The organism is Parabacteroides gordonii MS-1 = DSM 23371 (assembly GCF_000969825.1).
Lineage (GTDB): Bacteria > Bacteroidota > Bacteroidia > Bacteroidales > Tannerellaceae > Parabacteroides > Parabacteroides gordonii.
The window spans coordinates 1,205,007-1,226,806 of sequence record NZ_KQ033920.1 but is presented as its reverse complement, the minus strand read 5'-3'; the positions used below and the strand labels follow the sequence as shown (position 1 = coordinate 1,226,806).

Sequence of the window (21,800 nt, the reverse complement as noted above, 5' to 3'; positions counted from 1 at the left end):
TATCCCGAAGTGCCGAAAGGCTATTAGGTTTGACCTATGAAAATTCGGAGTGGTAACGGAGCTTCCATAGTAGTCCGAGCAAGGTAACGCCTTGTACATGGCGAAGGGAAGCAGCTAATTATTAATACAATTAACGGAAAATGTGAGAGACATTATGAGAAGTCCAGAAAGAGTATTAAACAGTCTATCAGAACACAGTAAGGATGTAAGCTACAAGTTTGAACGTCTTTACAGAATTTTGTTCAATGAGGAAATGTTCTATGTTGCCTATCAGCACATCTACGCCAAAGAGGGCAACATGACTAAAGGTTCGGACGGTCAGACCATTGACAACATGAGCCTGAAACGAATTGAAAAGTTGATTGATACGTTAAAAGATGAAACGTACCAGCCCCAACCGTCAAAGAGGGTGTACATACCGAAGAAAAACGGTAAGAAAAGACCTCTTGGCGTACCGACTTTCAATGACAAGTTAATACAAGAAGTAGTAAGAATGGTATTGGAAGCCATATACGAGGGAAATTTTGAATACACCTCGCATGGGTTTCGACCCAATCGAAGCTGCCATACTGCATTAACTCACATCCAAAAGGAGTTTAGCGGTGCAAAGTGGTTTGTAGAGGGAGATATAAAAGGTTTCTTTGATAATATAAGCCATGATGTATTAATAAACATACTCAAGGAGCGCATTGCGGACGAACGCTTCATACGCTTAGTACGCAAGTTTTTGAAAGCGGGATATATCGAAGAATGGCAATTCCACAATACTTACAGTGGCACACCGCAAGGGGGTATCATCAGCCCGATATTGGCTAATATATACCTTGACAAGCTGGATAAGTATATAAAGGAATACATAGCCAAATTCGATAAAGGGAAGAAACGAAAATTCAGTAGAGAAAGTTTGGACTTCGGCAATGCAAGAAAACGTATTGTGCGAAGATTGAAGTCCGTAAAAGACGAAAGGCAAAGGGTAAAGCTAATCCTTGAACTGAAAGCAATAGAACAAGGACGGGCTAAATATCCCAATGGCGAAGAAATGGATGCCGATTACAGGAGAATGAAATATGCGAGATATGCAGATGATTTTCTCGTGGGAATTATCGGAAGTAAGCAAGATGCGCAACAGATAAAGGGAGATATTAAAAACTTCCTTGCTGATAAACTGGCATTGGAACTGTCTGATGAAAAGACACTTGTCACCCATACCGAAAGACCTGCCAAGTTTCTCGGATATGAAATTACTGTAAGAAAGTCCAACGACCAAAGACGTGATAAACGGGGTAGATTAAGAAGAACCTATGGTAAAAGGGTCTGCTTGAATGTCAGTATGGAAACTGTCCGTAAAAAACTGTTCGATTGGGGAGTCTTGGAAATGACAAACCGTAACGGAAAGGAAATATGGAAACCGAAATGTAAATCGGGACTGATATTCAATGACGACCTTGAAATCCTTGATAGCTATAATCGGGAAATCGTGGGTTTCTATAATTACTACTCCATAGCCAACAACTGTGCCCATGCCTTGAATAATTTCAAGTACATCATGGAATACAGCATGTACAAAACGTTTGCAGGCAAATATAAGTGCCGCACACGCAAGGTAAACAAGAAATATCGTAAGAACGGTAGGTTTATCATAAAGCACATGACTAAAACAGGTGTAAAGGAAAGATACTTTTACGACGGTGGCTTCAAACGCAAGAAGCCCACCTATAAATCGGAATGTGACACCATGCCACGAACAATTTATACTGCGGGGCGGACAAGTCTTGTTGAAAGGCTGAAAGCCCATGAGTGTGAATTATGTGGAGCGACAGACGACCTTGTTATGCACCATGTAAGGAAACTAAAGAACTTGCAGGGTAAGGAAAGCTGGGAACGACACATGATTGCCCGCAAACGCAAAACGATTGCCGTGTGCAGGAGTTGTCACAAAAAGATACATGACGGAAAGATAGACTAAAATTAGTGGAGAGCCGGATACGCTGAGAGGTGTAAGTCCGGTTCGGGGGCGAGCATTTGGAAACCTACCATAGAAATATGACAAGGCGCTGGGTGCTTAGCCTACTTAAATCACGTCGATAACCCAGATTCGCACTGATATTGGGAAGATATTCGGAACGAGCCATTTTTATATCTTCCGCACTTTGTTTAGTATCATTTTCTGCCTTTTTGATACTCACATTTTCCCGTTCCACTCTCTCCAGATATTGCTCCAGAGAATATTCTTGAGCTTTCCCTGCAAACGGGACAAGTACAAGCAGTAAGATTAAAACTTTTTTCATCAGAAATCTATAATTAGTTTATTCTGATGCAAAATTACGTGCATGGCAACAAATAGATAGATGAGGCAGAGTAAGCTGTTATATTTGACTGATGAGTTGCAGATAATGGAAATGAGCTGTCAACTCTACATTAAGAACATCAATAAGCATGCGCTCGACGTTAGATGTTTTGTTTATTCCGCGTTATTTGCAAAAAAACAAATGGACGGTGGGCAACTGAAGAACATTCGTATTAAAAAAAGGGTATGCTCCTTTCGTCGAAAAGAAACCCACCCTTTTTTACACCTTAAATGTCAGTTCATTATACTCATGCAAAAAACACTTATATCGGACTCATTTTAATTAAGCATATCTATACTGAGTTCCTACAACCTTTTTTTTATTCTCTGCATCTTATTGTTCAATTTCTCAGTTTCAAGGGCTTTGCGACGTGCTTGCTCTTCAATAGTGGCACGTTGTTTAACCGCTCGTTCGTAATCCTCCACATCTTTGCTCATTTGGCGGATTTTGGTGTTGTCTCGGTTAATTTCAAACAAGTTTTCAAGTTCGGAGATACGCTCAGGGGTAGCTTCACCCTTCATTTTGATGTAGCGATATTTCAAATCATTGTCGATGCGGTCGTAGTTTGGGCGGGCGGAGAAATAGAGCGCCGAACCCAATACCGAAATAGCCAATCCCATCCCGATGAGAAGAAAAGCAATTTCTTTCGATACGATGTCAATGGTGATGCGTCGTTCACGGATTACGGGTTTGCGAACCTCATCTGTGATACGCTCCATCTTTGCCGTAGCATCGGAGGTGGCGTTAATACTACCTTCCAACCGTTCGGAAAGTGATTCTATTTTTGAAAAGTCCATTTGCTGGGACTTCTGATTTTTATTGCCGGATTTTAGCTCTTCCAGCATGGCGATAATAATATCGCATTTGTCTTCTGTTGCCATAAATTGATTGATTTTAGATTATTATACATTAGAGACTAAAGCCTCGTTTCTTCTTTTTCTTGCGTTGCATCCGTCTGCGAAACTCATCTTCTTCAGCATCATTAGCAGGGTTCGGAGTTAGTAAATCATCAAATAAGCCACCGAGACCGATACCATCCGAATCCGTTGAAACCGATTGCTGTGTTTGTAGTTGAATAGGTGTCACACGAGCGTTCGACTGTTGCTCTACACAACTATTCTGTCGTAAGGCGAAGTCAATCTTTGAGTAGCTAAACTGCTTATCCACCTTAGAGCCGGAGAACGAATAGCCATTCTTGGTGAACCTCACACCCTCTATTTGTGAGGTTGTCCCTTTAGTTTTAAATTCTATTTTAATATCCTCTTTTGCCAATATAGTCGCAAGTTCTTGCCAATTATTAGCTCTTGGCACTGCTAATTTAAGCGCATCATAAATCTCGTATTTCGCCTTATCTGGCTCACGCAAACGGTGGCGTTTGACGTTTTCTTTGCCACTGGCGAAGTAAAGTCCGTGCTTAATGGTAAGCTCTTTGCACACTTGTGTGCTGCGGATTCGCTCATTTTGGTCGGAAATACGCTTACCATCACTATCTATCCGATTCAGAATAAGATGTAAATGCGGATGGTCAGTATCGTTGTGCCGGGCGATAAGGTATTGCGTATTGCTGTAACCCATCTTTGCCATATACTGCTTGGCTATTTCTATCATCTTGCCATTAGTTAGTTTTTCCTTGTCCTGTGCGGAGAAGTCGAGCGAGATATGAGCCACAGGCTTGGCAATGGGATTGAGGCTACTTTGGATAATAAAACTCCTCACTACCGAATCCTTTGTATTCAATCGCAAGCCATCAGCAGCTAAAAGTTCCGCCTTGTTTTTATCAAGAACATAGTTTACCACACCCTTAAACCCTCTTCCCTGAACGATTTTAGCAATCATCTTCCATCGTAGTTAATAGGGTGTCTATTCGCATGGCAAGGTTTAAATACTCGCTTCGGGCATTGGTATAACCTCCGGCATTAGCTTTTCGGGCAATCTGATTCAGGTTGTTCGCCATTCCTGTCAGTTGCAGGATATAACGCAACTGCTCGGCAGAAAACCGCTGTCGTATTTCGCAACCTTGCAAGGCGTTTCGGATAAACATACTTAGATTCATTCCTGCTTCCTTCGCTTTTGATTTGAGGGCGTAATACTCGGAAGTGGCAAATTTTACCGTTACCTTATATCCTTTCTTCTCGGTAAGGGGCAACTTGGGACGCCCATCGTTGTTCCTGTTTTTGATTATTCTCATCAACTTAAAATTAGTGATTAGACCATCGGGATTTCTCTGTCTCCGTCCGCAGAGGGACGGAGCAAGTTGTTTCGGTCTGACCGAAACACAAACTTGCTCCCCAAAACCTCATAAGTGAGGTAATTTCGAGTAACTGAGTACTCAGTTTGCTGGCTATACATAGTTTATTTACAGTCGTTTCCATTGTTCCACCTCCTCTCGGTATGTTTCTAAATGGTGGAGAGCAATGTTCTCCAAAAATCCCGATACGCTCATCCTTCGTTCTCCGAGTCTGCGGACAAGTTCATCGATGCTGTCACGGGTGGCACGGCTAACGAATACGGGTTGGCGGTCGGTAATCTTCGGAGTTCGGAGAAACTGCTCCCGATACTCATCCAACGATGCCTTGCGTTGTTTGGAGGAGGTTCGACGGGTGGGTTCTGTCGATTCGGTTGGTACACTTGGTTTACCCAATTCATTAAACAGAGGTGGCTTATTGTTCTGAATAGGTTGTTGGCTGCTCTTGTTAAATGGAGCTACCTCAGGAACGAAGTCCCTCACATCAAAGGGGACATCTACATTCTTTTCTTTCATCTTCTTTCTTGGTTTTTAATTGTGAATACTATGTGTGTCTATTTAGCTGACTACACGCAGCAAAGAAAGAAGATTAAATTCGTATAATACAACTAGTCAGCTCATTGCGATGCTTATGCCATGTTGTGCTGCAAACTTCTATTTGTCAAGTGTGGTGAGTCGGTTTAGTTTGCCGAGTTCTGCCAATGGACTATATATTATCAGTCAATCGAGAATAATCGCTCAGTGTAGTTCCCTCATTAAGTAGAGGAAACCGCCAATCACCGCCAACCGAACGCCAAACACTGCCACTAAGCTAAAATCCATTGTAGCCTGAAAAGTTTGCTATTTATTTGCAGAACGAAAGAAGAAAAACCTGTAATCCGAGAGTGTCAGAAGCGACAATTCAGGCGCCACAAGCTGCCACTAAGCTGAAATCCATTGAGATACAAAAGGATTGTCTTTTCTTTGCTGGCAAAACGAGAAAATAACATTTAAAAATGATAGACTTATGGAAATAATCAATGTAGAATCCCGTACATGGGAAATGATGATGGCAAGGCTTGAAACCTTTGCTCAAAGAGTAGAAACACTATGTGGTGTCAGTGGTGATAAAGCCCTGCAAAAGTGGCTCGACAATCAGGAGGTATGCGAGATTCTTAATATATCGAAGCGTACCCTCCAAACATATCGGGATAATGGAGTCTTAGCCCATACCCAAATTGGGCACAAGATGTACTACCGTCCCGAAGATGTGGAATCGCTGATCAATAAACTTAAAACCAAATAACAATGAGTGAGATTATTACAAAAGACAACGAGCGTGTTACACGCCTATTCGGTTCATTAGAACGTATGCTATCGGGCATTGAACGGTTGGTTGCCAACCATCGACCGACATTAAACGGGGAACGTTTCTTGACCGACAAAGAGGTATCAATACGGTTGAAAGTTAGCCGTAGGACTTTGCAGGAGTGGCGCACCAACGGGCAGATTGCTTATATCTCGTTGGGTGGCAAAGTGCTTTACAAGGAGTCAGAAATCCAGAAAATGCTGGAAAAATACCACCAAAAGGCGTGGCAATAGCTATGCATATTTTGAGGTGAGGGAGTTTTTGTTGCTAATTTAAATTTAAAAACGCATTAAATCAAAAGAGGCACAGCCAGATAAATCCGGCTGTGCCTCTTTCTGGTTAGGGTGCTATGCGTCATTATCGGGTCGGTCGTTTTTGTTGCAGGGGCTTTTCTTGTGCAGGGAGAGGGAGTAGGCAGGCTTTACGGCTTAAATACTACCCTTTAGGGTGGAGATTTCAGCCGTAACCCGCAGGGCTTGAGCTTGAATATTCACTCGCCCGAAACTATCTTTGCCCCTGTAACGGAAATGACTGACACGAATTACAATAATTCATTACTGACTTATAGACGTACTGTTGTACTGGTTTAATGACTTCAATATGTGTTGTCGTATCAATTCAGAGTTTTACAACTCATCTCAATTATTCTTATTAATCAGATTGACAATCACCTTAACCATCGTCTCCATCTCTTCAGTGCGGCTCTCGGCAATCATCAGCGTGAGAGCCACCAGCGTATTGTTTCCAATGCGTTTGCTCCCATCGGGATGGTATAAAATGCCGTTCTGCTCCATAAACCAGAGGAATAGAAATGCTGCAATCCGCTTGTTTCCATCGCTGAACGAGTGATTCTTGGTAACCAAATAGAGCAGCATAGCCGCTTTCTCCTCTACACTTGGGTAGAGATCCTGCTCGCCAAAAGTCTGATATATTGCACCAATGGAGCCTTTAAACGATTCATCCTTTTCGTTTCCGAAAAGCGAGCTTCCCCCAAATTTATCCCGAAGTTCATCAATAGCCGACATCGCATTCTCGTAAGTGGCTCGGAATTGCTCATTGTTGGTGGTCTTATCTATTTCCAGTTGTTGATAATCGTATCTGTCAAGCGTATCAAGCGCATAGGCATAATCTGTCACTACTCTGAGTAAGCCTGTAGTTTCGGAGTATTCCAACGTTTTATTGTCAAGGACTTTTGCCAATACTTTGATGGTCTGCTTCAAATCCTCGTATTGTTCCAACTTGATGTTATCCTTAACGGCATACCCTTTTATCAAATACTCCTTCAAAACTTTGTTTGCCCAGATACGAAATTGGGTGCCTCGTTGTGATTTTACTCGATAGCCAACAGAGGTAATCATCTCTATGTTATAGTGTTCTACCTGATACGTTTTCCCATCGCTAGCAGTTGTCGCAAATTTTGCGACAACTGAAATATCTTTTAATTCTTCTTTTAGAGCATTGTTAATGTGTTTACCAATGGTCTTAATATCTCTATCGAATAGCTCTGCCATCTGCTGACGGTTAATCCAGATATTGTCTTGTTCCAACCTTACATCCAAAGCAGTAGCCCCGTCCGAGGTGGTGTATAGTATAATTTCTCCTGTATTCATAACGACTAAATTTCTGTAAAGTTAATGATTAATTTTGTTCTCTCAAGCTATTTGAATAGCAATTGTATTGTAATACAATCGGTTGCCGTTCATTAGCGATACACTTGAGCATTATCCATTCCCGAAACAGCTTCGCTTTAAACGATTGAATCCGAAAAGCGAGAGCCACCACCATATCCAGCCCGTGATAGTCCGGCACAACGTTGCAACCAACCAACGTTGCGCCATTGGTCAAGTCAACTGTTGCAATACCTGTTTTTATAATCGCACGTATATTGGAACGTACTGTCGGGATCATTACCTCGAACAGTTCGGCTATCTCAAAATCTCGCATCTGGACGGTATCAGGAACGGACACTTTTCCGTTCTCTGTGATTGTTATTATTTCTCTTTTCATCGGTTAGCTGTTTAATTGTTTTCTTCGTTCTATAAGTTTATCCATATCCTCCGAAATCTTCTGATCTGTGATTTGGGCGTAGACCTGCGTCGTGTTGATATTCGCATGGCCCATCATCTTAGCAATACTCTCAATAGAAAGCCCTGCCGAAATTGCCAGCGTGCCGAATCCGTGGCGTGCGTCATGGTAGGAGAGATTCTCTTTTAATCCCATTAATACACCTATCTGATTTATGTCATACCAAATTCTATCACGCTCAGGCAAGGGAAATACAGGCTGGCTGTCGTCAGTGGTATTATACAGCATAAGTATCTGCTCCGCTATCGGGTGTAGGGGTATAAAGGCTTCCACATTTGTTTTTACACGCTGTTTGCGTATATAGAGCCTGCCATCCGATGTTTTGCCGATATGGTGCGGATAAAGGCGGTGCATATCCACATAAGCAAGTGCCGTCAGTGAAGAGAAAATAAACGCTCTGCGAATCAGTTCTAACCGTGCATCAGGCATCGGGGTTGCCATCAACCGTTTCAAATTCTCTTTACCGATATGCTTGTGCTTAGGTGGCTCTTTTCTTTCGTAACGAACCTCTTCAAGTGGATTGCTTCTCAATATCTCTTGGTCAATAGCGATATAAATCAACCTATTGAGCCATGTGATACATTTGTTGATATAGCCAGCCCTGCGTTCCCCTACGGTTTTCAAAAACACCTTGAACGACTGGCCGAACTCTTCGGTAATATCCGAAAAGTCTATATCTTCCATGCCTCTTGAAAGAAGATATTCTTGCAGGTTCCGCTGTGATATTCCCGATTGGCGGTAGCTTGTTCTGGAGTTTATCTCTATCGAACGAATCCGCAAGCGTTCCCGTTCCACTTCGCCAGCCTGTAATAGCATGGTCGGAGTGGAGTTTATGCCGACAATCGTATTTTTAAGCAGCTCGCTACTGACTACACCTGTTTCTTTGAGGATATGCTCGTAGGTCTGTTCTACACGGTTACGAAATTCTATCAAGCGATTGTTCTCCCTCTCTATCTTGATTGTTCCTTTCTTGGCGTTCCAATCGCAAGGCTGGCAATAGATACCCGTTGTCAGAACCGTTTGCTTGCCGTCGATACTGATACGGCAAAGAACGGCTGTTGTGCCATTCGTTTTCACTTTTGCCCGGTTGATATAGAATAGTTGTTTGAAGGTACTTCTCATTTGGTTGGTATTTATAGGATTAATATTAGATCTTGTGTTGATTCTATGAACTTATCCATATCATCGAACAGCTTTTTCGGGGTCACTCTCGCATAGACTTGGGTAGTCTTAATATTGCTATGTCCAAGCATTTGGCTGATTGTTTCTATCGGTACGCCCTCTTCCAGAGCAATAAGAGAGGCGAAGCTGTGCCGCCCTGAATGATAGGAGATTGGCTGTTTTATATCCGCCATAATCCGCAAGCCTCGCATATTGAGTTGCACCACTTCGGGCGATTGTATGGGAAATAAAGATTCCCTGCTTTCATCCCTGTATTTATCCAACAAGGCCATGGCTTCGGGCAACAGTTTGACACGGGCTTGAAAATCCGTTTTCTTTCTGCGGTATTTAAGCCAAAGGCTTCCCTTCTCGTCCGTATAAAGGTTCTCAACCGTAATGCGGACTATATCGGCATACGAAGTGCCCGTATAGCAGGCGAAGAGAAACAAATCCCTTGTAAGTTTGTGAGAGCGGCGGTTTTCGGGAATTTCAAGATCCCGGATTTTTTCAAAACTCTCTCTACTTAGTGCTTTTGGGGTAGTTTCTTTCTGTTTAGGTAGTTTGTAGTGAGCGAAATGTAACCTCTCGGAATGCCCTTCCTTGAACGCTATCTTGCAGATTTTCTTTAGAATTGCCAGAAAGTGGCGGACACCGTCCATTGCGTAGCCCTGTTCGAGCAAAACGAAATCTTGATACTCTCGAATGAACTGTTCGTTCAATTGTCCGAAAGCGACATCGCCTGTCTTGAACTTCTTTTTAATGAACTTACCTAATGAACGGTGTGTATAGACGTAGGTGCTTAATGTGGTTGGAGCAACGTCAATACCGATACGGGCTTTCAGCTCTTCCATGTGTCGGGTAAGCAGAGCGAGCAAGCTTATTTGTGTGTTCATACTCCCTTGATACATATTCTTGACTGCTTCCGCATCAAATGGCTTCTTATGCTCCACCAGTCTGTCAAACGCCGAATGAACGCCTAACAATAGTTTTTCTATCTTCTGATTGACTTCAACCGCTTCACGGCTTTTGCCATTCAAACGACTTTCTCGTGGATTCCAGAGGTCGGGGGTACACGAGATTTTACAACTGAACTGTGACATGGATTTGCCTACAGTTATGCGCCCCATGATTGGGGTTTTACCCGATTTGTCGGGCGTGCTCTTTTTCAGGTAGAGCAACACCTTGAATTTTTCTTCTTTCATACGCTTATAACTTTTGTGGACTTTGCCAGAAGGCAAAGTTACCGGGTTTATAAGCGCTCTTTGATATGCAAAATACTGTGTATCAGCGAAACAAAATTAAGATTCAGATTCTTTTATCTGCCCTCAGTTACCTATTTTCATTCGGTAACTCAGCGGCTAACGGTTTGGTAACTGAAAAGCTGCCTAATTCCGCTTTATTCTGAATTTTCACTTCTTAGCAAATTAGAGCAAATCACCTCATCTCAAATCAGTTATCTATTATATCGCTTCGTTCTGAAACTGCCTGCTTTGCTGCTGATTATCCATTCAGCCCGTCATAGCTATGCCACAAGCATTTGCCTTGCAAATGGCGTGAGTATGGAAAATGTAGCCAAGATGTTAGGTCATGCAGATACCAACGTGACGAAACACTACGCACGGGTACTGGATCAGAATATTCTAAAAGATATGCAGAAAGTAAATAACTGTTTATCAGAACTGGCTATATAATAAAGGTAGTAGCTAATATTGAAAAAGGATTGGGAATAATGAATATTACTTTCTCAATCCTTTTCTTTTATTGTAAGTTTTCCAGAACTCAATATGAAGCATTGACAAAGGTAAGTTCCGCATTTAGCCTGTTCAAGTCCGAGCCTTCGGTTTGAATAAAAATCTTCCTCTCCATTTCATTCCGAGCGTATTTTTATCCAAAGACTTGCACAGACTAAATACTTCACTGGAAAAGTCAATGATTCAAATTAAATTCCGAAAAACAATGTTTTGGGCTTGGCAGGTTACTCTTTCCAACTTTCAAAGTAGTGCTTTTGGAGCAGTTTATCAATATCACTCTGACGGTAGATGATTTTACCTTTTATCTGGATAAAGGGGATTAGACCTGTATCTCGCCATTCTTGCAGGGTTCGCAAACTGACATTCAGTTTCTTGGAAACTTCAAGGTTGGAAAGAAAGCGTTCTCCATTCAGGTGGGGCTTGTAATGCTTTACAATGGATTCAATGCCGTTCAGCATCGAATCGAGCGAAGAAATAAATTCTTTGACTTGTGGGGTATCTTTATTTATTAGTTCCATGATTGAAAGATTGTTTTATTGAAATATTGATTTCAAGATAGCTAGATGGCAGACTAGTTGCGCAGATAGTCCCCCAGCGATGAAATGCTAAGTACGTCTTTTGCCGGATCATAATCTATATAGAACCGTTTGGATGTAATGGCAATAAAATATTGGCTACCATCTTGCTGTATCTCATAAGTTGCGGGTAAAGCCTGTTTGGTCGTTTCTGATACATATATAATAGAAAGAAGATAGTCCTTGTCGTTTCGGTAGATGATAACTGTAGGATTCAGATTAATGCTTTCCCATGTACCGACAATGGAAAACAGGTTGAAGAATGGATAATTTTCTTTAGTTCTTTTCATAAGGCGTGATTTGTTTGGGTGATTGATTCTGTGTTTCACTGTCCGCAATAATTCTTTCGATATCGGAAGATTTATAATAAATCTTGCTGCCGATTTGAGAATAAGCCAGCCGTCCACTACTTCGGTAATATTGCAGCGTTCGCTTACTAAAACCTAACAACAGGCACACTTCCTGGCTATCTAGCCAGTTTTCTACCTTCTGAGTATGAGTACTGCATAAACTCTCTATCCGCTTGGCAAACTCCGTGAACCTTTCGCAGACATACGAAAATGTTCTTTTCTCAATGGTTACTACTTCCATACATTTAATTTTTAATGGTTTATAAAACGTGTTGATTCTATTTCACCAGCAAATGAAAGAAGAATCAAGAGTCGTTTTCAAAACTGTCTGAAAGTGGCATGGTAAAGCTACTAATGTCTAACTTCTAAAGTTATACATAAGAATCTATGGAAGTTAAAATAGTAAACTCACCAGTTCATGAAAAAAATTATGAACTAATTGTTTGAAGCACTATTCAATAAGCGATTCAATTATTTGCTACTACTATAGTGTATCAAAATAGAATTCTGATTATCAGCTTTTACAATATAAAAACAAAATAGGGAATGGGTAGATGGGTAGAAACGAGCGAACTACTTTAGTTTACTGTGGTTTTCCATTGTTTCAAATAACCTTACTACACAGTAAGAACTATTTTTGAATTAATCCAATAGTCCAAGTTTTCGGGCATAATTAATAGCCTCAACAACATTGTCTGTATTCATTTTTTGAAGAATATTTTGTCTGTGATTGTTTACTGTATGAATACTTATCGAAAGACTATCCGATATTTCTTTACTGAACATGCCTTTATTTACCAGTTTCAGTATTTCCACTTCTCGTTTAGTTAACTTTATATTTGTTTCTTCGGTCAAAGGGAAAGGTGTCATTTCTCCTGTTTTATTATTGACAAGCCGAAATTTTATCTCATCCATATCTTTTTGGTCAGGGGATAAATCAACTACCCCTAAAACCAAAAAGGGATTACCAATTTCATCTATTTCTAAAACCTGATGCTGACTAATCACTCTTACATATTTTTTCTTTGCATTTAAAATTCTAAATTCAAAGATATGCTTGTAATCTTTTCTACATTCAATAGGCTGGCTATAGTAAAAGCCAAGTAACCTTTTTTGAATAGTGCTAAAGATCATAAAATCATCAGGATGAATATATTTCTCTAAGTAGTTGTGTTCAATCGAAGGGTCTTTAAGTTTTTCGATGTCGTATCCAAAAAATGTATTGAAATTTGGAGATGTATATAAAAATCTATTATTATATTCTATAAGAAACACACAACTATTGTTCACTCTTGACAATAGCTCTACATACGATTTATATTTTTCTAAGCTCATGAATGTTCCCAAATATGATGATAATTCACTATTGATAATAGCCCTTGACTACTCTACCTTTGCAAAGGTAACTAAATGAAAGGAGAGAATTTATGAAAACTGCAATAATCTACTATTCAAAGCATGGAACAACTGAAAGAGTTGCACATCTTATAGGAGAAAAATTAAGTCCTGAACTAGAATATATATCATTGAAAGAGTTCCATAATCCTGATATTCAAGGTTATGATAGAATTATTCTTGGAACTTCTATTTACGCTGGGTACCCAGGAAGATTAATGAGTAAATTCTGCAATAAGAATCGCGCTCAGTTAGAACAGAAGATTATAGCATTATTTATTTGCGGAATGAACGATACTCAAGAAGTTGAGCAACTTAAAAAAGCTTTCCCCGAATATCTACACTCAAATGCTGTCGCCGAAGCAATCTTAGGTGGTGAGTTTCTGTTTGACAAAATGAATTTCATAGAAAAGTTTATTACGAGAAAGATTAGCAAAGTAGTGTGTTCTGTTTCAAATCTACGATATGATGCAATAACGGTATTTTTAGATAAAATGAATAATATAAGGAAGTGATATATGATGAAAGTCAGTAACAATAAAAGAGATATTTTGATTTTTCGGACTTCTATTACGACCGAATTAGAAATAGAAAGAATAAACATACTATTTGCTCAATACTCGCAGATTCATAAATGGAATGTGGATTTTGAAGATTGGGAAAAAGTATTACGCATAGAGAGCCACGGTATTACAGAAACTGATGTTATAAATATATTGCAAACAATCAATATTTATATATCAGAACTAGAATAGTTTGATTATAAAACATTATCGCAAATAAGCATATTAAATGTAGACAATATATTTATTGGTTTTATTCACCATTTAAAATTATGCTTATGAACAAATTATTAAGAACAGAACTTTTCAACCTTTTGATTGAAAAGTCTAAAGAGGAAGTCAATAACAATGTAATGCAAAATGCCTATGACGAGTTTATCGAAAAAATTAGAGACATAAGTAATGAAAATGATTATTCAACTACTTATCGTATTCTTGTAGCTACCCGTATTGAGATAGCTTCACTTGAAACAATACCTCTTTACGGGCAGGGGGGAAAATGCGCTTAAAAAGCAGTTTCTACAAAAGACATTGGCTATTATCAATTCAGAACTGGAGCTATTGAATCTAAAAATTCAATATCCAGCCCCGTTTCAAAACAAAAAAAATGGTAATCCACAATCGCCACTCTATCTGACAGATGAAACTAACCTTGTTGAAATCATGGAACTGGTTAGCGGATTATTCCTATCCAAGAGAGTGATAAACCATGCCGGAAAAGAAGCACCATTAACAGAAATCGGACGAGCGTTTGAACATCTCTTCAATATCAAATTTGGGGACATCCACAAAAAGCATGAAAGTGTAATTTGTCGGCAAGCCAATAAACGAATCGAATTTTTGGATATACTTCGCAAAGCTATTACTAAAGAAAATCAAAAGAAAGGCTATCTATAAATCAGTAACTTACCAACAAATGTTAGGGGTGTAGTATATCTACTCCCCTAACTTATTTGCACCCATTTGCCGAACTTTGCTTCATCAATCGATTGAGAACAATAATGTTGAACTAAAAATTGAAGCAAAATGTATATAGACAACGAAAATTTCGATAAGTGGATGGAAAGGCTATCGAAAAAACTTGGGGAGATAGGTCAAAACCTGCAATCGCTTATCAATACCGATAAAGTGCTGGATGAAAACGACCGACTGTTAGACAATCAGGATTTAGCTTTCCTGCTGAAAGTATCTTTCCGAACCTTGCAGCGTTATCGGGCAAGTGGTAAACTACCTTTCTTTATGATTAGTCATAAAACCTATTATCGGGCATCCGACATTCGGGCATTCGTTCAGGAAAATGCCGATTGTAAAACCTATGAACGATTTAAAAAGGAAAATCAACTCGATAAGCAAACCGAAGCAAAAAAGGCGGATAATTCATCCGTTCTGTAAAGTGCCATCACGCCCCATTTAGCAGAAACCACCTCGCTCTGTGGCTCGGCTCATTTCGCTAAATGAAGCAAGAGGGAACTGGACAAGTCCTGTTCTTCCCTCTTGCCCTGCGGGGCAAAGCCTTCGGCTTTAGCGTGTTACAAGAACACGCTGTAATGACACCTGTAATAAGCATTTCCTTTTCAATGCTTATTATCAAGCATTTATCTATTCATATTTCTATAAAAAAAGTAATTACCATGCCAAATAGCAGTCGAAAAACGATATTCACTACCATTTCCATAGACAAGGAAACGGCAGCTTTGGTAGAGAAGATATGCAAACGCTATTCACTGAAAAAGAGTGAAGTTGTAAAACTGGCGTTCGGGTATATCGATAAGGCACATATCAACCCATCCGAAGCACCTGAATCCGTAAAATCGGAACTGGCGAAAATAAATAAGAGGCAGGATGATATTATCCGCTTCATTCGTCACTATGAGGAAGAACAGCTGAATCCCATGATACGAGCAACAAATTCTATTGCTTTGCGTTTCGATGCTATCGGCAAAACTTTAGAAACTCTAATTCTCTCTCAACTGGAAGCCAGCCAAGAGAGACACACAGCCATATTGAAAAAGTTAAGTGAACAGTTCTGTAATCATGCCGATGTAATAAACAACCAATCCAAACAGATAAATGCACTATACCAGATACACCAACGGGATTATAAAAAGCTACTTCAACTGATACAACTCTATTCGGAACTTTCTGCTTGTGGTGTGATGGATAGCAAAAGAAAAGAGAACCTGAAAGCTGAAATCAGCAATCAGATAAACACATAAAGCTATGCATATTGATTTTGCTCCACCATCGAACGGAACGTATAATAATGCAGGAAGTAGCCGACAGTTAGCCAATTATTTAGAGCATGAGGACTTGGAACGGATGGAGAAAGGTATTTATACCGAAGGCTTTTTCAATCTGACAGATGATAACATCTATAAATCAAAGGTCATAAAAGATATAGATTCTAATATCGGACAACTATTAAAAACGGATGCTAAGTTTTATGCTATTCATGTCAGCCCATCGGAAAAAGAACTCCAAGCAATGGGTAATACAGAGCGGGAACAAGTAGATGCAATGAAACGCTACATCCGTGAGGTGCTTATTCCTGAATATGCCAAGAACTTCAATAAAGAATTGTCCGCTTTGGATATAAAGTTCTATGGTAAGATTCATTTTAACCGTAGTCGTTCTAATAACGAACTGAATATGCATTGTCATTTGATTGTGAGCCGGAAAGACCAAGCAAATAAAAAGAAGCTATCTCCACTTACCAATCACAAGAACACCAAGAACGGAGTAATTAAAGGTAGCTTCAATCGTGTGAATTTATTCCAACAAGTAGAACAGGGTTTTGATAGACTGTTTGGCTACAACCGCAAAAAAATAGAATCGTTTGATTACCACAACACTATGAAGAACGGTTCTATCTCCGAACAGCTTAAACAGCAAGAGCAAGAATTTCAATCCAATGAAAGAAAAATAGGAATCAATCAAAAAAACTTGCTTCTTACCACTCTTGAAACTTTGGAAGCTAGAAATCAAACTCTCAATACAGATACTTATATTACTACCAACCAAAAGATAAACAATTCCGACAAACAATCATCCCATCAAACTAACAGTCAATTGTTTAATTCGTCAATATCCTTTTTTTCTACCCAAAGTAATTTATTATCATCTTCTAGCATATCAGAAGAGGAAAAAGAAAAATATAAAAAGAGAAGAAAATATAAGCGAAGATGATGAAATCAATCAAAATTACTTTTATTCAAAAAAAACACTCCTATAGAGCTTATAAGTTAATCTTATTTTATAAATTTGTAAAAGTGAGAGTAAACTAAGGTAAATATAGAAAATCTACGACTATGTGGCAAGATAATATTTCAAAGAACGATATGCTTGGATTCGATTTACATGCTCGAATCATAATTGCCCTTTTACAAGAGCAAAAAATGTTACCACTAACTTTGGGCGTTTTTGGAGACTGGGGAAGTGGAAAATCCAGCATTCTTGAAAAAATATATGAAGAATTAAAAACAAAGTCTTTCCAAGACAAAGGAATCTTTACAATTCAGTTTAACGGATGGACTTTTGAAGGCTATGATGACGCAAAAGCCGCCTTAATGGAAGCAATAGTAAAAAAGATAGAAGACGAATTTAAAACTATTGAGGAAGTAAAATCTGTTGCTAAAAGACTATACAAGTCAATAAACTGGATGCGTGTAGCAAAGGTAACAGTTCCTATAGCTACTGCCTATTTTACAGGTGGAGCTTCTATCATTCCTCAGATAATATCTAATTTAAAAGAATTTAAAGATACTCCTCAAAAAATAATAGACTTACTTTGTAGTGATAAAGCTGAGGATAAAATAAAGGAATTTATAAAAGAGAACCCAGACACTCCTAGTCAAGAAAGTCAATCTATACGCGAATTCAGAAAAGATATGACGGAATTATTAGCCAAATCAAATATAAAAGAATTAGTCGTTATAATTGATGATTTAGATCGTTGTCTGCCAGAAAGAATTATAGATAATTTAGAAGCTATAAAATTATTCTTAAACGTTGATAATACAGCATTCATAATAGGAGCTGATCCTAGAATAGTAGAAAGTGCAATAACACATCGATACAAAGATAAGTTTCCACTAAACCCCAGTATGTCAGATGGAGAAGATGCTATGGATAAAAAAATTGTTAGAGATTATTTAGAAAAGCTGATACAAGTCCCTTATAATCTTCCTAAATTATCTGATACAGAAGTAAACACTTATATTACTTTACTTTTCTGCGAGAATGCATTTTCGCATGAAGAATTTGAATCAGTTTACCTTGATTTTTTGAATTTTAAAGAAAAAAAGAGATACTCTGCTTATGATATTAAAATAATCAAAAGTCGATTAGGTGAGGAAATTATAAAAAAGTTAGATGATGATTGCTTGCTAATCTGCCAATTATCAGGTCTAATTGCAACTTGTTTAAAAGGAAATCCAAGACAAATAAAGCGTTTTCTAAACATGTTATGTTAAGAAAAAAAATTAAAGATGCTGCACAAATGAAAGATATAAATGAAACTGTGCTAGCTAAACTAATGATATTGGAATATAAATCTCCATCACTATTTGGAGAAATATATCAAGACTTAAATCCTAAAACTGGTAAATCTTCAAAAATCAAGAAATATGAAAAAGCAGAAACTAAAGATTTGCCGCAAAATTGGAAGGACGAGTCTACAATACAATGGTTACAGTCAAGTCCCAAATTAGCAGAATTTAATTTATTGGATTATTTTTGGTTATCAAGAGATAAACTAAGTTCTTTATCTTCCTTGTATATGACCGATCCTGAAATTAGAAGTTTGTTTATTGAACTATCAGCTCCAGATCTTCCAGAACCTGTCATAAAAAAGATAGTGGATGAAAAACTCAGAATTTTAGATAAAGAGAAACAACTTTCCTTTTACACACTTCTATCGAATAAAATAATAGAAGATCCTAGTAAAAGAGGGTTGTATCATTTATTTGAATATACAATAGATCTTGAAACCTGTAAATCATCCTATCAAACAACAATATCAACATGTGGATCAAAAGTTCCACCTGCAGCAAAAAAAGCATATGAACGTCTTTTAAATCCTAAAAAATAATGGGAACATCAACTAGTTACAAAGGCTTGAAAGGAACTCCCGGATGGAGAGAATTAAGTACTACTGTTACATCTTCGTGTGGAAGCAGTAAAGATAATGCAGCTCAAAGAGCTTTCTGTAAACATGCGAGCTTTGTCAGAGAGAATAGAAGGGGAAATCATGGAGGGGGAAGTGGAGTAGGACATGCAGGAACTAAAGCTGCCAAGAAACTACAATCTACATTTTCTTCAATTCGCCAAACAGGGCTAAGTCAATCATTAGCCTCATGGGGGATGCTTCTGAACGAACATTCTCAGCCCAAAGATGTCATTAACTTTCTACTTGAACATGTATGTGGTAGTGCTTCTTCTTTAGACGAAGTTGCTGCAAAACAAGCTGAAAAAATGTTATTAGAAGAAATTTGTCTTGATGCAGAGTCAATCCAAGATCTACAAGACAAGTTTCAAGAAACACTTCAACAGTATTCAGATATTCAGTTGCTTGTAAGATATTTCACATATTATCTCTTCACGCATTTAAGTCAAAGGTTCTATGAAAGTTTGGTGAGAAAAAAGGGGAAAGACAATGCCGGAAGATTATTTCAAGATATAAAAGATTATATTAAAGAATGTGTCATAGATGTTTCTGCTCAACATGATTTACAAAGAGTTAATTGGAATAATGCTGAGGGGCTTGATATAGAAGAACGTATATTTAATGAAACTTTAAATGCATTTGCAGATTATGAGAATTAATATAGAAAACATTGAATCATACAATGGTAAAATCCAATTTCGACTTTCAGCAATAAATGAAAATCGTTCTTTTAATGGTCTTTTAACAATTGCATTGAAAGATTTATATGCATACGCAGGTACTGTTGAAGGAGAAGCATTCGATTTACTCTTACTCGCATCAACAGTTTACGGAATTGACATACTAGTAAAAAGAGAATATATTGCTTCTGATAAATGGAGTAGAGATTTAGAGTTTACGTTTCCTGTAGCAGATCCAGACAAATGGGGAAATGTACATGATAAAGTAAATCAACTATTACATTTTCTAACAGCAGACTATTGGAATATTGATTTTGTAAAACGAGAGCAAGAACTTAATATACCGATCTATGAAATAAAAAATATATCCGTAGATTCTTATAAAAAAGTATGCTTATTTTCTGGTGGTATGGATTCTTTGATTGGAGCTATTGATTTGCTACATGATAATAAAGATAAAATTTTATTTATATCTCATTATGACAGTATTTTTAAAGGAGCAAAAGCTGACCAAGACAAAATTATTCCTATTTTAAAAGAAAATTTCCCTAAATCATTTGATCATATACAGACCCGAATAGATATTAAAGGAAGTTCTAGAGAAACTACATTAAGAAGTCGTTCTTTTATGTTTTTAAGTCAGGCTATATATGCAGCTAGTAATCTTGCCCCTAATATAGAAATTATACTACCAGAAAATGGAACAATAGCACTAAACCATCCTTTAACAGCATCTAGATACAGCACTTGTAGTACTCGTACGGCTCATCCTTATGTCATAAAAGAATTGAATGAGATAGCTCAAATATTAGGTTTACCTAATAATATAATGAATCCATATGAGTTTAAAACAAAAGGTGAGATGGTGGAAGAGTGCGTAGATAAAGAATTATTTAAAATAACATCTCCTTTATCTTGTTCATGCGCAAAAAGGGGGACAAGAAAGGATATTCGTGAAAATCCTCATGCTATTAACTGTGGAATATGTATGCCTTGTATATATAGAAGAGCAGCTTTACATAAAATAGGGCTAGATACTGAAGATATAGGTACAAACGCTTTAAATCCAAATGACTTAATAAGGGATTTAATGCATATACCTGATATGCCTGCATTCTTGGACTTTTTAGCACATGATCTTTCAAAAAAAGAAATAGAAGCTAATCTGCTTTGCAATGGTTCACTTCCTTTGGATGAACTTTCAAATTATGCAGATGTTGTAGTTAGAGTAAGAGAAGAGCTAAAACAATGGATTGAAGATAAAGGAAATGAAGAAATAAAACATAGAATTCATATATGATTATTGATACCCATTGCCATTTTGATATGATGAAATCCCCTGAATCATATATTCAAGAAATAGAGAATAAAGGGGACATAGTTATTGGTATGACCAATATGCCAAGTCATTTTAAGATGGGAGTTCCTTTTGTTAAAAAATACAAGCATATTAGACTTGCTTTAGGATTACACCCTTTATTAGCAAGTGAACAAGATAATGAGTTGGAGCTTTTTAAGCGACTATTACCACAAACATCATATATAGGAGAAGTTGGGCTTGACTTTTCTAGAGATGGTTATTCAATAAAAGAAAAGCAGATTAAAAATTTTGAATATGTTCTTCAATGTATAGTTAATAAAAATAAGTTACTCAGTATCCATTCCAAAAGAGCAGAAGAGACTGTTTTAGAATTATTGAAAAAATATCATATCTCAAATGCAATATTTCATTGGTACAGTGGAAATCTATCTACGCTAAACAAAATATTAGAATGTAATTATTACTTTTCCTTAAATGAAGCTATGATCGAAAGTAGTAATGGTAAAAAGCTAATATCATATATGCCATTGAATAGAATCTTAACAGAAACAGACGCTCCATTCAATAAAAAATGTAATATTAATAACGTAATTGCTTATTTGGCAAAAGAACACAATCTAAGTATAGTGGAAATTGAAAGTACAATTAAAACAAACTTCTATTCATTAATCAATAATGTACAATAAAATAAAATCATTATCTTTGCCCTCAGTATTCTCCATGAGCAAACTACCGCAAAAGCATGTAGCAAATTAGTGGGATAATTCATGGGATATGCTTGAAGCTAAAAATATAAAGTTTTAAATATCAGCGT

Annotated in this window: 28 protein-coding genes and 1 pseudogene; 16 read left to right on the top strand and 13 right to left on the bottom strand. The window is 37.8% G+C overall.

What is annotated here, in order from left to right:
* The first annotated feature begins 154 nt into the window (after positions 1-154).
* Positions 155-1,966, top strand: coding sequence for a reverse transcriptase/maturase family protein (locus tag HMPREF1536_RS22165; RefSeq protein ID WP_046151773.1), 1,812 nt, complete (start codon positions 155-157; stop codon positions 1,964-1,966).
* A 64-nt stretch (positions 1,967-2,030) separates the two neighbouring features.
* On the opposite strand, the gene HMPREF1536_RS22160 is transcribed toward HMPREF1536_RS22165, so the two are convergent.
* The 5 genes from HMPREF1536_RS22160 to HMPREF1536_RS22135 all read right to left on the bottom strand — a co-directional run bounded on the left by HMPREF1536_RS22160 (position 2,031) and on the right by HMPREF1536_RS22135 (position 5,076).
* A complete protein-coding gene (locus HMPREF1536_RS22160; protein WP_028728979.1) occupies positions 2,031-2,288 on the bottom strand; it encodes a TolC family protein in 258 nt (85 codons plus the stop codon).
* Positions 2,289-2,653: 365 nt separating this feature from the next.
* Positions 2,654-3,229 (bottom strand): hypothetical protein, encoded by a 576-nt coding sequence (locus HMPREF1536_RS28285; RefSeq protein WP_052349883.1) that lies wholly within the window; start codon positions 3,227-3,229, stop codon positions 2,654-2,656.
* Positions 3,230-3,257: 28 nt separating this feature from the next.
* Positions 3,258-4,184, bottom strand: a complete 927-nt coding sequence (locus tag HMPREF1536_RS22145) for a relaxase/mobilization nuclease domain-containing protein (RefSeq protein ID WP_028728981.1) — start codon at positions 4,182-4,184, stop codon at positions 3,258-3,260.
* Complete coding sequence (locus HMPREF1536_RS22140) at positions 4,174-4,536, bottom strand: plasmid mobilization protein (protein ID WP_028728982.1); 363 nt, start codon at positions 4,534-4,536, stop codon at positions 4,174-4,176. The genes HMPREF1536_RS22145 and HMPREF1536_RS22140 overlap by 11 nt, the downstream gene beginning before the upstream one ends.
* A 168-nt stretch (positions 4,537-4,704) precedes the next feature.
* Positions 4,705-5,076 carry a DUF3408 domain-containing protein gene (locus HMPREF1536_RS22135; protein ID WP_225608042.1) on the bottom strand — a complete coding sequence of 124 codons (372 nt, stop codon included), beginning with the start codon at positions 5,074-5,076 and terminating at the stop codon, positions 4,705-4,707.
* 523 nt (positions 5,077-5,599) lie between these two features.
* Here HMPREF1536_RS22135 and HMPREF1536_RS22130 point away from each other — a divergent pair.
* Together HMPREF1536_RS22130 and HMPREF1536_RS22125 are read left to right on the top strand one after the other, a co-directional pair.
* On the top strand, positions 5,600-5,878 hold the full coding sequence (locus HMPREF1536_RS22130; protein WP_028728984.1) for a helix-turn-helix domain-containing protein: 279 nt from the start codon (positions 5,600-5,602) through the stop codon (positions 5,876-5,878).
* A 2-nt stretch (positions 5,879-5,880) separates the two neighbouring features.
* Positions 5,881-6,174: a helix-turn-helix domain-containing protein gene (locus HMPREF1536_RS22125; RefSeq protein ID WP_028728985.1), complete on the top strand. Its 294-nt coding sequence runs from the start codon at positions 5,881-5,883 to the stop codon at positions 6,172-6,174.
* Between the two features lie 405 nt (positions 6,175-6,579).
* On the opposite strand, the gene rhuM is transcribed toward HMPREF1536_RS22125, so the two are convergent.
* Genes rhuM through HMPREF1536_RS22105 form a run of 4 tightly spaced genes read right to left on the bottom strand, consistent with a single transcriptional unit; the run spans position 6,580 to position 10,389 of the window.
* Complete coding sequence (gene rhuM / locus HMPREF1536_RS22120; RefSeq protein ID WP_028728986.1) at positions 6,580-7,551, bottom strand: virulence RhuM family protein/type II toxin-antitoxin system death-on-curing family toxin; 972 nt, start codon at positions 7,549-7,551, stop codon at positions 6,580-6,582.
* Positions 7,552-7,579: 28 nt separating this feature from the next.
* Entirely contained in the window at positions 7,580-7,948 is a 369-nt protein-coding gene (locus tag HMPREF1536_RS22115) for a virulence RhuM family protein (protein ID WP_028728987.1), read from the bottom strand.
* A 3-nt stretch (positions 7,949-7,951) separates the two neighbouring features.
* Positions 7,952-9,148: a site-specific integrase gene (locus HMPREF1536_RS22110; protein WP_028728988.1), complete on the bottom strand. Its 1,197-nt coding sequence runs from the start codon at positions 9,146-9,148 to the stop codon at positions 7,952-7,954.
* Between the two features lie 11 nt (positions 9,149-9,159).
* Complete coding sequence (locus HMPREF1536_RS22105) at positions 9,160-10,389, bottom strand: site-specific integrase (protein ID WP_028728989.1); 1,230 nt, start codon at positions 10,387-10,389, stop codon at positions 9,160-9,162.
* A 294-nt stretch (positions 10,390-10,683) separates the two neighbouring features.
* Between HMPREF1536_RS22105 and HMPREF1536_RS22100 the strand changes: the two are divergent.
* Positions 10,684-10,878: pseudogene (locus HMPREF1536_RS22100) on the top strand (tyrosine-type recombinase/integrase); the annotation flags it as partial.
* A gap of 284 nt (positions 10,879-11,162) precedes the next feature.
* On the opposite strand, the gene HMPREF1536_RS22095 reads toward HMPREF1536_RS22100, so the two are convergent.
* The 4 genes from HMPREF1536_RS22095 to HMPREF1536_RS22080 form a co-directional block, all read right to left on the bottom strand.
* On the bottom strand, positions 11,163-11,456 hold the full coding sequence (locus HMPREF1536_RS22095) for a helix-turn-helix domain-containing protein (RefSeq protein WP_028728990.1): 294 nt from the start codon (positions 11,454-11,456) through the stop codon (positions 11,163-11,165).
* 53 nt (positions 11,457-11,509) lie between these two features.
* Positions 11,510-11,803, bottom strand: coding sequence for a DUF3876 domain-containing protein (locus tag HMPREF1536_RS22090; protein ID WP_028728991.1), 294 nt, complete (start codon positions 11,801-11,803; stop codon positions 11,510-11,512).
* A complete protein-coding gene (locus HMPREF1536_RS22085; RefSeq protein WP_028728992.1) occupies positions 11,790-12,104 on the bottom strand; it encodes a helix-turn-helix domain-containing protein in 315 nt (104 codons plus the stop codon). Before HMPREF1536_RS22085 ends, HMPREF1536_RS22090 begins: the two co-directional genes overlap by 14 nt.
* Positions 12,105-12,505: 401 nt before the next feature.
* Positions 12,506-13,198, bottom strand: coding sequence for a LuxR C-terminal-related transcriptional regulator (locus HMPREF1536_RS22080; protein ID WP_028728993.1), 693 nt, complete (start codon positions 13,196-13,198; stop codon positions 12,506-12,508).
* Positions 13,199-13,290: 92 nt separating this feature from the next.
* Between HMPREF1536_RS22080 and HMPREF1536_RS22075 the strand changes: the two genes are divergently transcribed.
* The 12 genes from HMPREF1536_RS22075 to HMPREF1536_RS22020 all read left to right on the top strand — a co-directional run bounded on the left by HMPREF1536_RS22075 (position 13,291) and on the right by HMPREF1536_RS22020 (position 21,672).
* Positions 13,291-13,773, top strand: coding sequence for a flavodoxin domain-containing protein (locus HMPREF1536_RS22075; protein ID WP_028728994.1), 483 nt, complete (start codon positions 13,291-13,293; stop codon positions 13,771-13,773).
* 3 nt (positions 13,774-13,776) lie between these two features.
* Positions 13,777-14,013: a hypothetical protein gene (locus tag HMPREF1536_RS22070; protein WP_028728995.1), complete on the top strand. Its 237-nt coding sequence runs from the start codon at positions 13,777-13,779 to the stop codon at positions 14,011-14,013.
* Positions 14,014-14,099: 86 nt separating this feature from the next.
* Positions 14,100-14,330 carry a hypothetical protein gene (locus HMPREF1536_RS22065; protein ID WP_028728996.1) on the top strand — a complete coding sequence of 77 codons (231 nt, stop codon included), beginning with the start codon at positions 14,100-14,102 and terminating at the stop codon, positions 14,328-14,330.
* Positions 14,287-14,718 carry an RteC domain-containing protein gene (locus HMPREF1536_RS22060; RefSeq protein ID WP_028728997.1) on the top strand — a complete coding sequence of 144 codons (432 nt, stop codon included), beginning with the start codon at positions 14,287-14,289 and terminating at the stop codon, positions 14,716-14,718. The genes HMPREF1536_RS22065 and HMPREF1536_RS22060 overlap by 44 nt, the downstream gene beginning before the upstream one ends.
* Before the next feature lie 129 nt (positions 14,719-14,847).
* Positions 14,848-15,213: a helix-turn-helix domain-containing protein gene (locus tag HMPREF1536_RS22055; RefSeq protein ID WP_028728998.1), complete on the top strand. Its 366-nt coding sequence runs from the start codon at positions 14,848-14,850 to the stop codon at positions 15,211-15,213.
* Between the two features lie 239 nt (positions 15,214-15,452).
* Complete coding sequence (locus HMPREF1536_RS22050) at positions 15,453-16,037, top strand: BfmA/BtgA family mobilization protein (protein ID WP_028728999.1); 585 nt, start codon at positions 15,453-15,455, stop codon at positions 16,035-16,037.
* A gap of 4 nt (positions 16,038-16,041) precedes the next feature.
* Positions 16,042-17,007, top strand: coding sequence for a DUF5712 family protein (locus tag HMPREF1536_RS22045; protein WP_028729000.1), 966 nt, complete (start codon positions 16,042-16,044; stop codon positions 17,005-17,007).
* A gap of 122 nt (positions 17,008-17,129) precedes the next feature.
* The gene (locus tag HMPREF1536_RS22040; RefSeq protein ID WP_028729001.1) at positions 17,130-18,293 is read left to right on the top strand and encodes a KAP family P-loop NTPase fold protein; all 1,164 of its coding nucleotides are present in this window, start codon (positions 17,130-17,132) and stop codon (positions 18,291-18,293) included.
* A complete protein-coding gene (locus HMPREF1536_RS22035; RefSeq protein WP_028729002.1) occupies positions 18,287-18,910 on the top strand; it encodes a hypothetical protein in 624 nt (207 codons plus the stop codon). The genes HMPREF1536_RS22040 and HMPREF1536_RS22035 overlap by 7 nt, the downstream gene beginning before the upstream one ends.
* A complete protein-coding gene (locus HMPREF1536_RS22030; protein WP_028729003.1) occupies positions 18,910-19,644 on the top strand; it encodes a hypothetical protein in 735 nt (244 codons plus the stop codon). Before HMPREF1536_RS22035 ends, HMPREF1536_RS22030 begins: the two co-directional genes overlap by 1 nt.
* The gene (gene qatC, locus HMPREF1536_RS22025; RefSeq protein WP_150115644.1) at positions 19,634-20,965 is read left to right on the top strand and encodes a Qat anti-phage system QueC-like protein QatC; all 1,332 of its coding nucleotides are present in this window, start codon (positions 19,634-19,636) and stop codon (positions 20,963-20,965) included. Before HMPREF1536_RS22030 ends, qatC begins: the two co-directional genes overlap by 11 nt.
* A complete protein-coding gene (locus tag HMPREF1536_RS22020; protein WP_028729005.1) occupies positions 20,962-21,672 on the top strand; it encodes a TatD family hydrolase in 711 nt (236 codons plus the stop codon). The genes qatC and HMPREF1536_RS22020 overlap by 4 nt, the downstream gene beginning before the upstream one ends.
* Positions 21,673-21,800 lie beyond the last annotated feature (128 nt).

Coding starts and splice junctions, on each gene's coding strand:
- HMPREF1536_RS22165 (WP_046151773.1), top strand. CDS start 155: ATGAGAAGTCCAGAAAGAGTATTAAACAGTCTATCAGAACACAGTAAG.
- HMPREF1536_RS22160 (WP_028728979.1), bottom strand. CDS start 2,288: ATGAAAAAAGTTTTAATCTTACTGCTTGTACTTGTCCCGTTTGCAGGG.
- HMPREF1536_RS28285 (WP_052349883.1), bottom strand. CDS start 3,229: ATGGCAACAGAAGACAAATGCGATATTATTATCGCCATGCTGGAAGAG.
- HMPREF1536_RS22145 (WP_028728981.1), bottom strand. CDS start 4,184: ATGATTGCTAAAATCGTTCAGGGAAGAGGGTTTAAGGGTGTGGTAAAC.
- HMPREF1536_RS22140 (WP_028728982.1), bottom strand. CDS start 4,536: ATGAGAATAATCAAAAACAGGAACAACGATGGGCGTCCCAAGTTGCCC.
- HMPREF1536_RS22130 (WP_028728984.1), top strand. CDS start 5,600: ATGGAAATAATCAATGTAGAATCCCGTACATGGGAAATGATGATGGCA.
- HMPREF1536_RS22125 (WP_028728985.1), top strand. CDS start 5,881: ATGAGTGAGATTATTACAAAAGACAACGAGCGTGTTACACGCCTATTC.
- rhuM (WP_028728986.1), bottom strand. CDS start 7,551: ATGAATACAGGAGAAATTATACTATACACCACCTCGGACGGGGCTACT.
- HMPREF1536_RS22115 (WP_028728987.1), bottom strand. CDS start 7,948: ATGAAAAGAGAAATAATAACAATCACAGAGAACGGAAAAGTGTCCGTT.
- HMPREF1536_RS22110 (WP_028728988.1), bottom strand. CDS start 9,148: ATGAGAAGTACCTTCAAACAACTATTCTATATCAACCGGGCAAAAGTG.
- HMPREF1536_RS22105 (WP_028728989.1), bottom strand. CDS start 10,389: ATGAAAGAAGAAAAATTCAAGGTGTTGCTCTACCTGAAAAAGAGCACG.
- HMPREF1536_RS22095 (WP_028728990.1), bottom strand. CDS start 11,456: ATGGAACTAATAAATAAAGATACCCCACAAGTCAAAGAATTTATTTCT.
- HMPREF1536_RS22090 (WP_028728991.1), bottom strand. CDS start 11,803: ATGAAAAGAACTAAAGAAAATTATCCATTCTTCAACCTGTTTTCCATT.
- HMPREF1536_RS22085 (WP_028728992.1), bottom strand. CDS start 12,104: ATGGAAGTAGTAACCATTGAGAAAAGAACATTTTCGTATGTCTGCGAA.
- HMPREF1536_RS22080 (WP_028728993.1), bottom strand. CDS start 13,198: ATGAGCTTAGAAAAATATAAATCGTATGTAGAGCTATTGTCAAGAGTG.
- HMPREF1536_RS22075 (WP_028728994.1), top strand. CDS start 13,291: ATGAAAACTGCAATAATCTACTATTCAAAGCATGGAACAACTGAAAGA.
- HMPREF1536_RS22070 (WP_028728995.1), top strand. CDS start 13,777: ATGATGAAAGTCAGTAACAATAAAAGAGATATTTTGATTTTTCGGACT.
- HMPREF1536_RS22065 (WP_028728996.1), top strand. CDS start 14,100: ATGAACAAATTATTAAGAACAGAACTTTTCAACCTTTTGATTGAAAAG.
- HMPREF1536_RS22055 (WP_028728998.1), top strand. CDS start 14,848: ATGTATATAGACAACGAAAATTTCGATAAGTGGATGGAAAGGCTATCG.
- HMPREF1536_RS22050 (WP_028728999.1), top strand. CDS start 15,453: ATGCCAAATAGCAGTCGAAAAACGATATTCACTACCATTTCCATAGAC.
- HMPREF1536_RS22045 (WP_028729000.1), top strand. CDS start 16,042: ATGCATATTGATTTTGCTCCACCATCGAACGGAACGTATAATAATGCA.
- HMPREF1536_RS22040 (WP_028729001.1), top strand. CDS start 17,130: ATGTGGCAAGATAATATTTCAAAGAACGATATGCTTGGATTCGATTTA.
- HMPREF1536_RS22035 (WP_028729002.1), top strand. CDS start 18,287: ATGTTAAGAAAAAAAATTAAAGATGCTGCACAAATGAAAGATATAAAT.
- HMPREF1536_RS22030 (WP_028729003.1), top strand. CDS start 18,910: ATGGGAACATCAACTAGTTACAAAGGCTTGAAAGGAACTCCCGGATGG.
- qatC (WP_150115644.1), top strand. CDS start 19,634: ATGAGAATTAATATAGAAAACATTGAATCATACAATGGTAAAATCCAA.
- HMPREF1536_RS22020 (WP_028729005.1), top strand. CDS start 20,962: ATGATTATTGATACCCATTGCCATTTTGATATGATGAAATCCCCTGAA.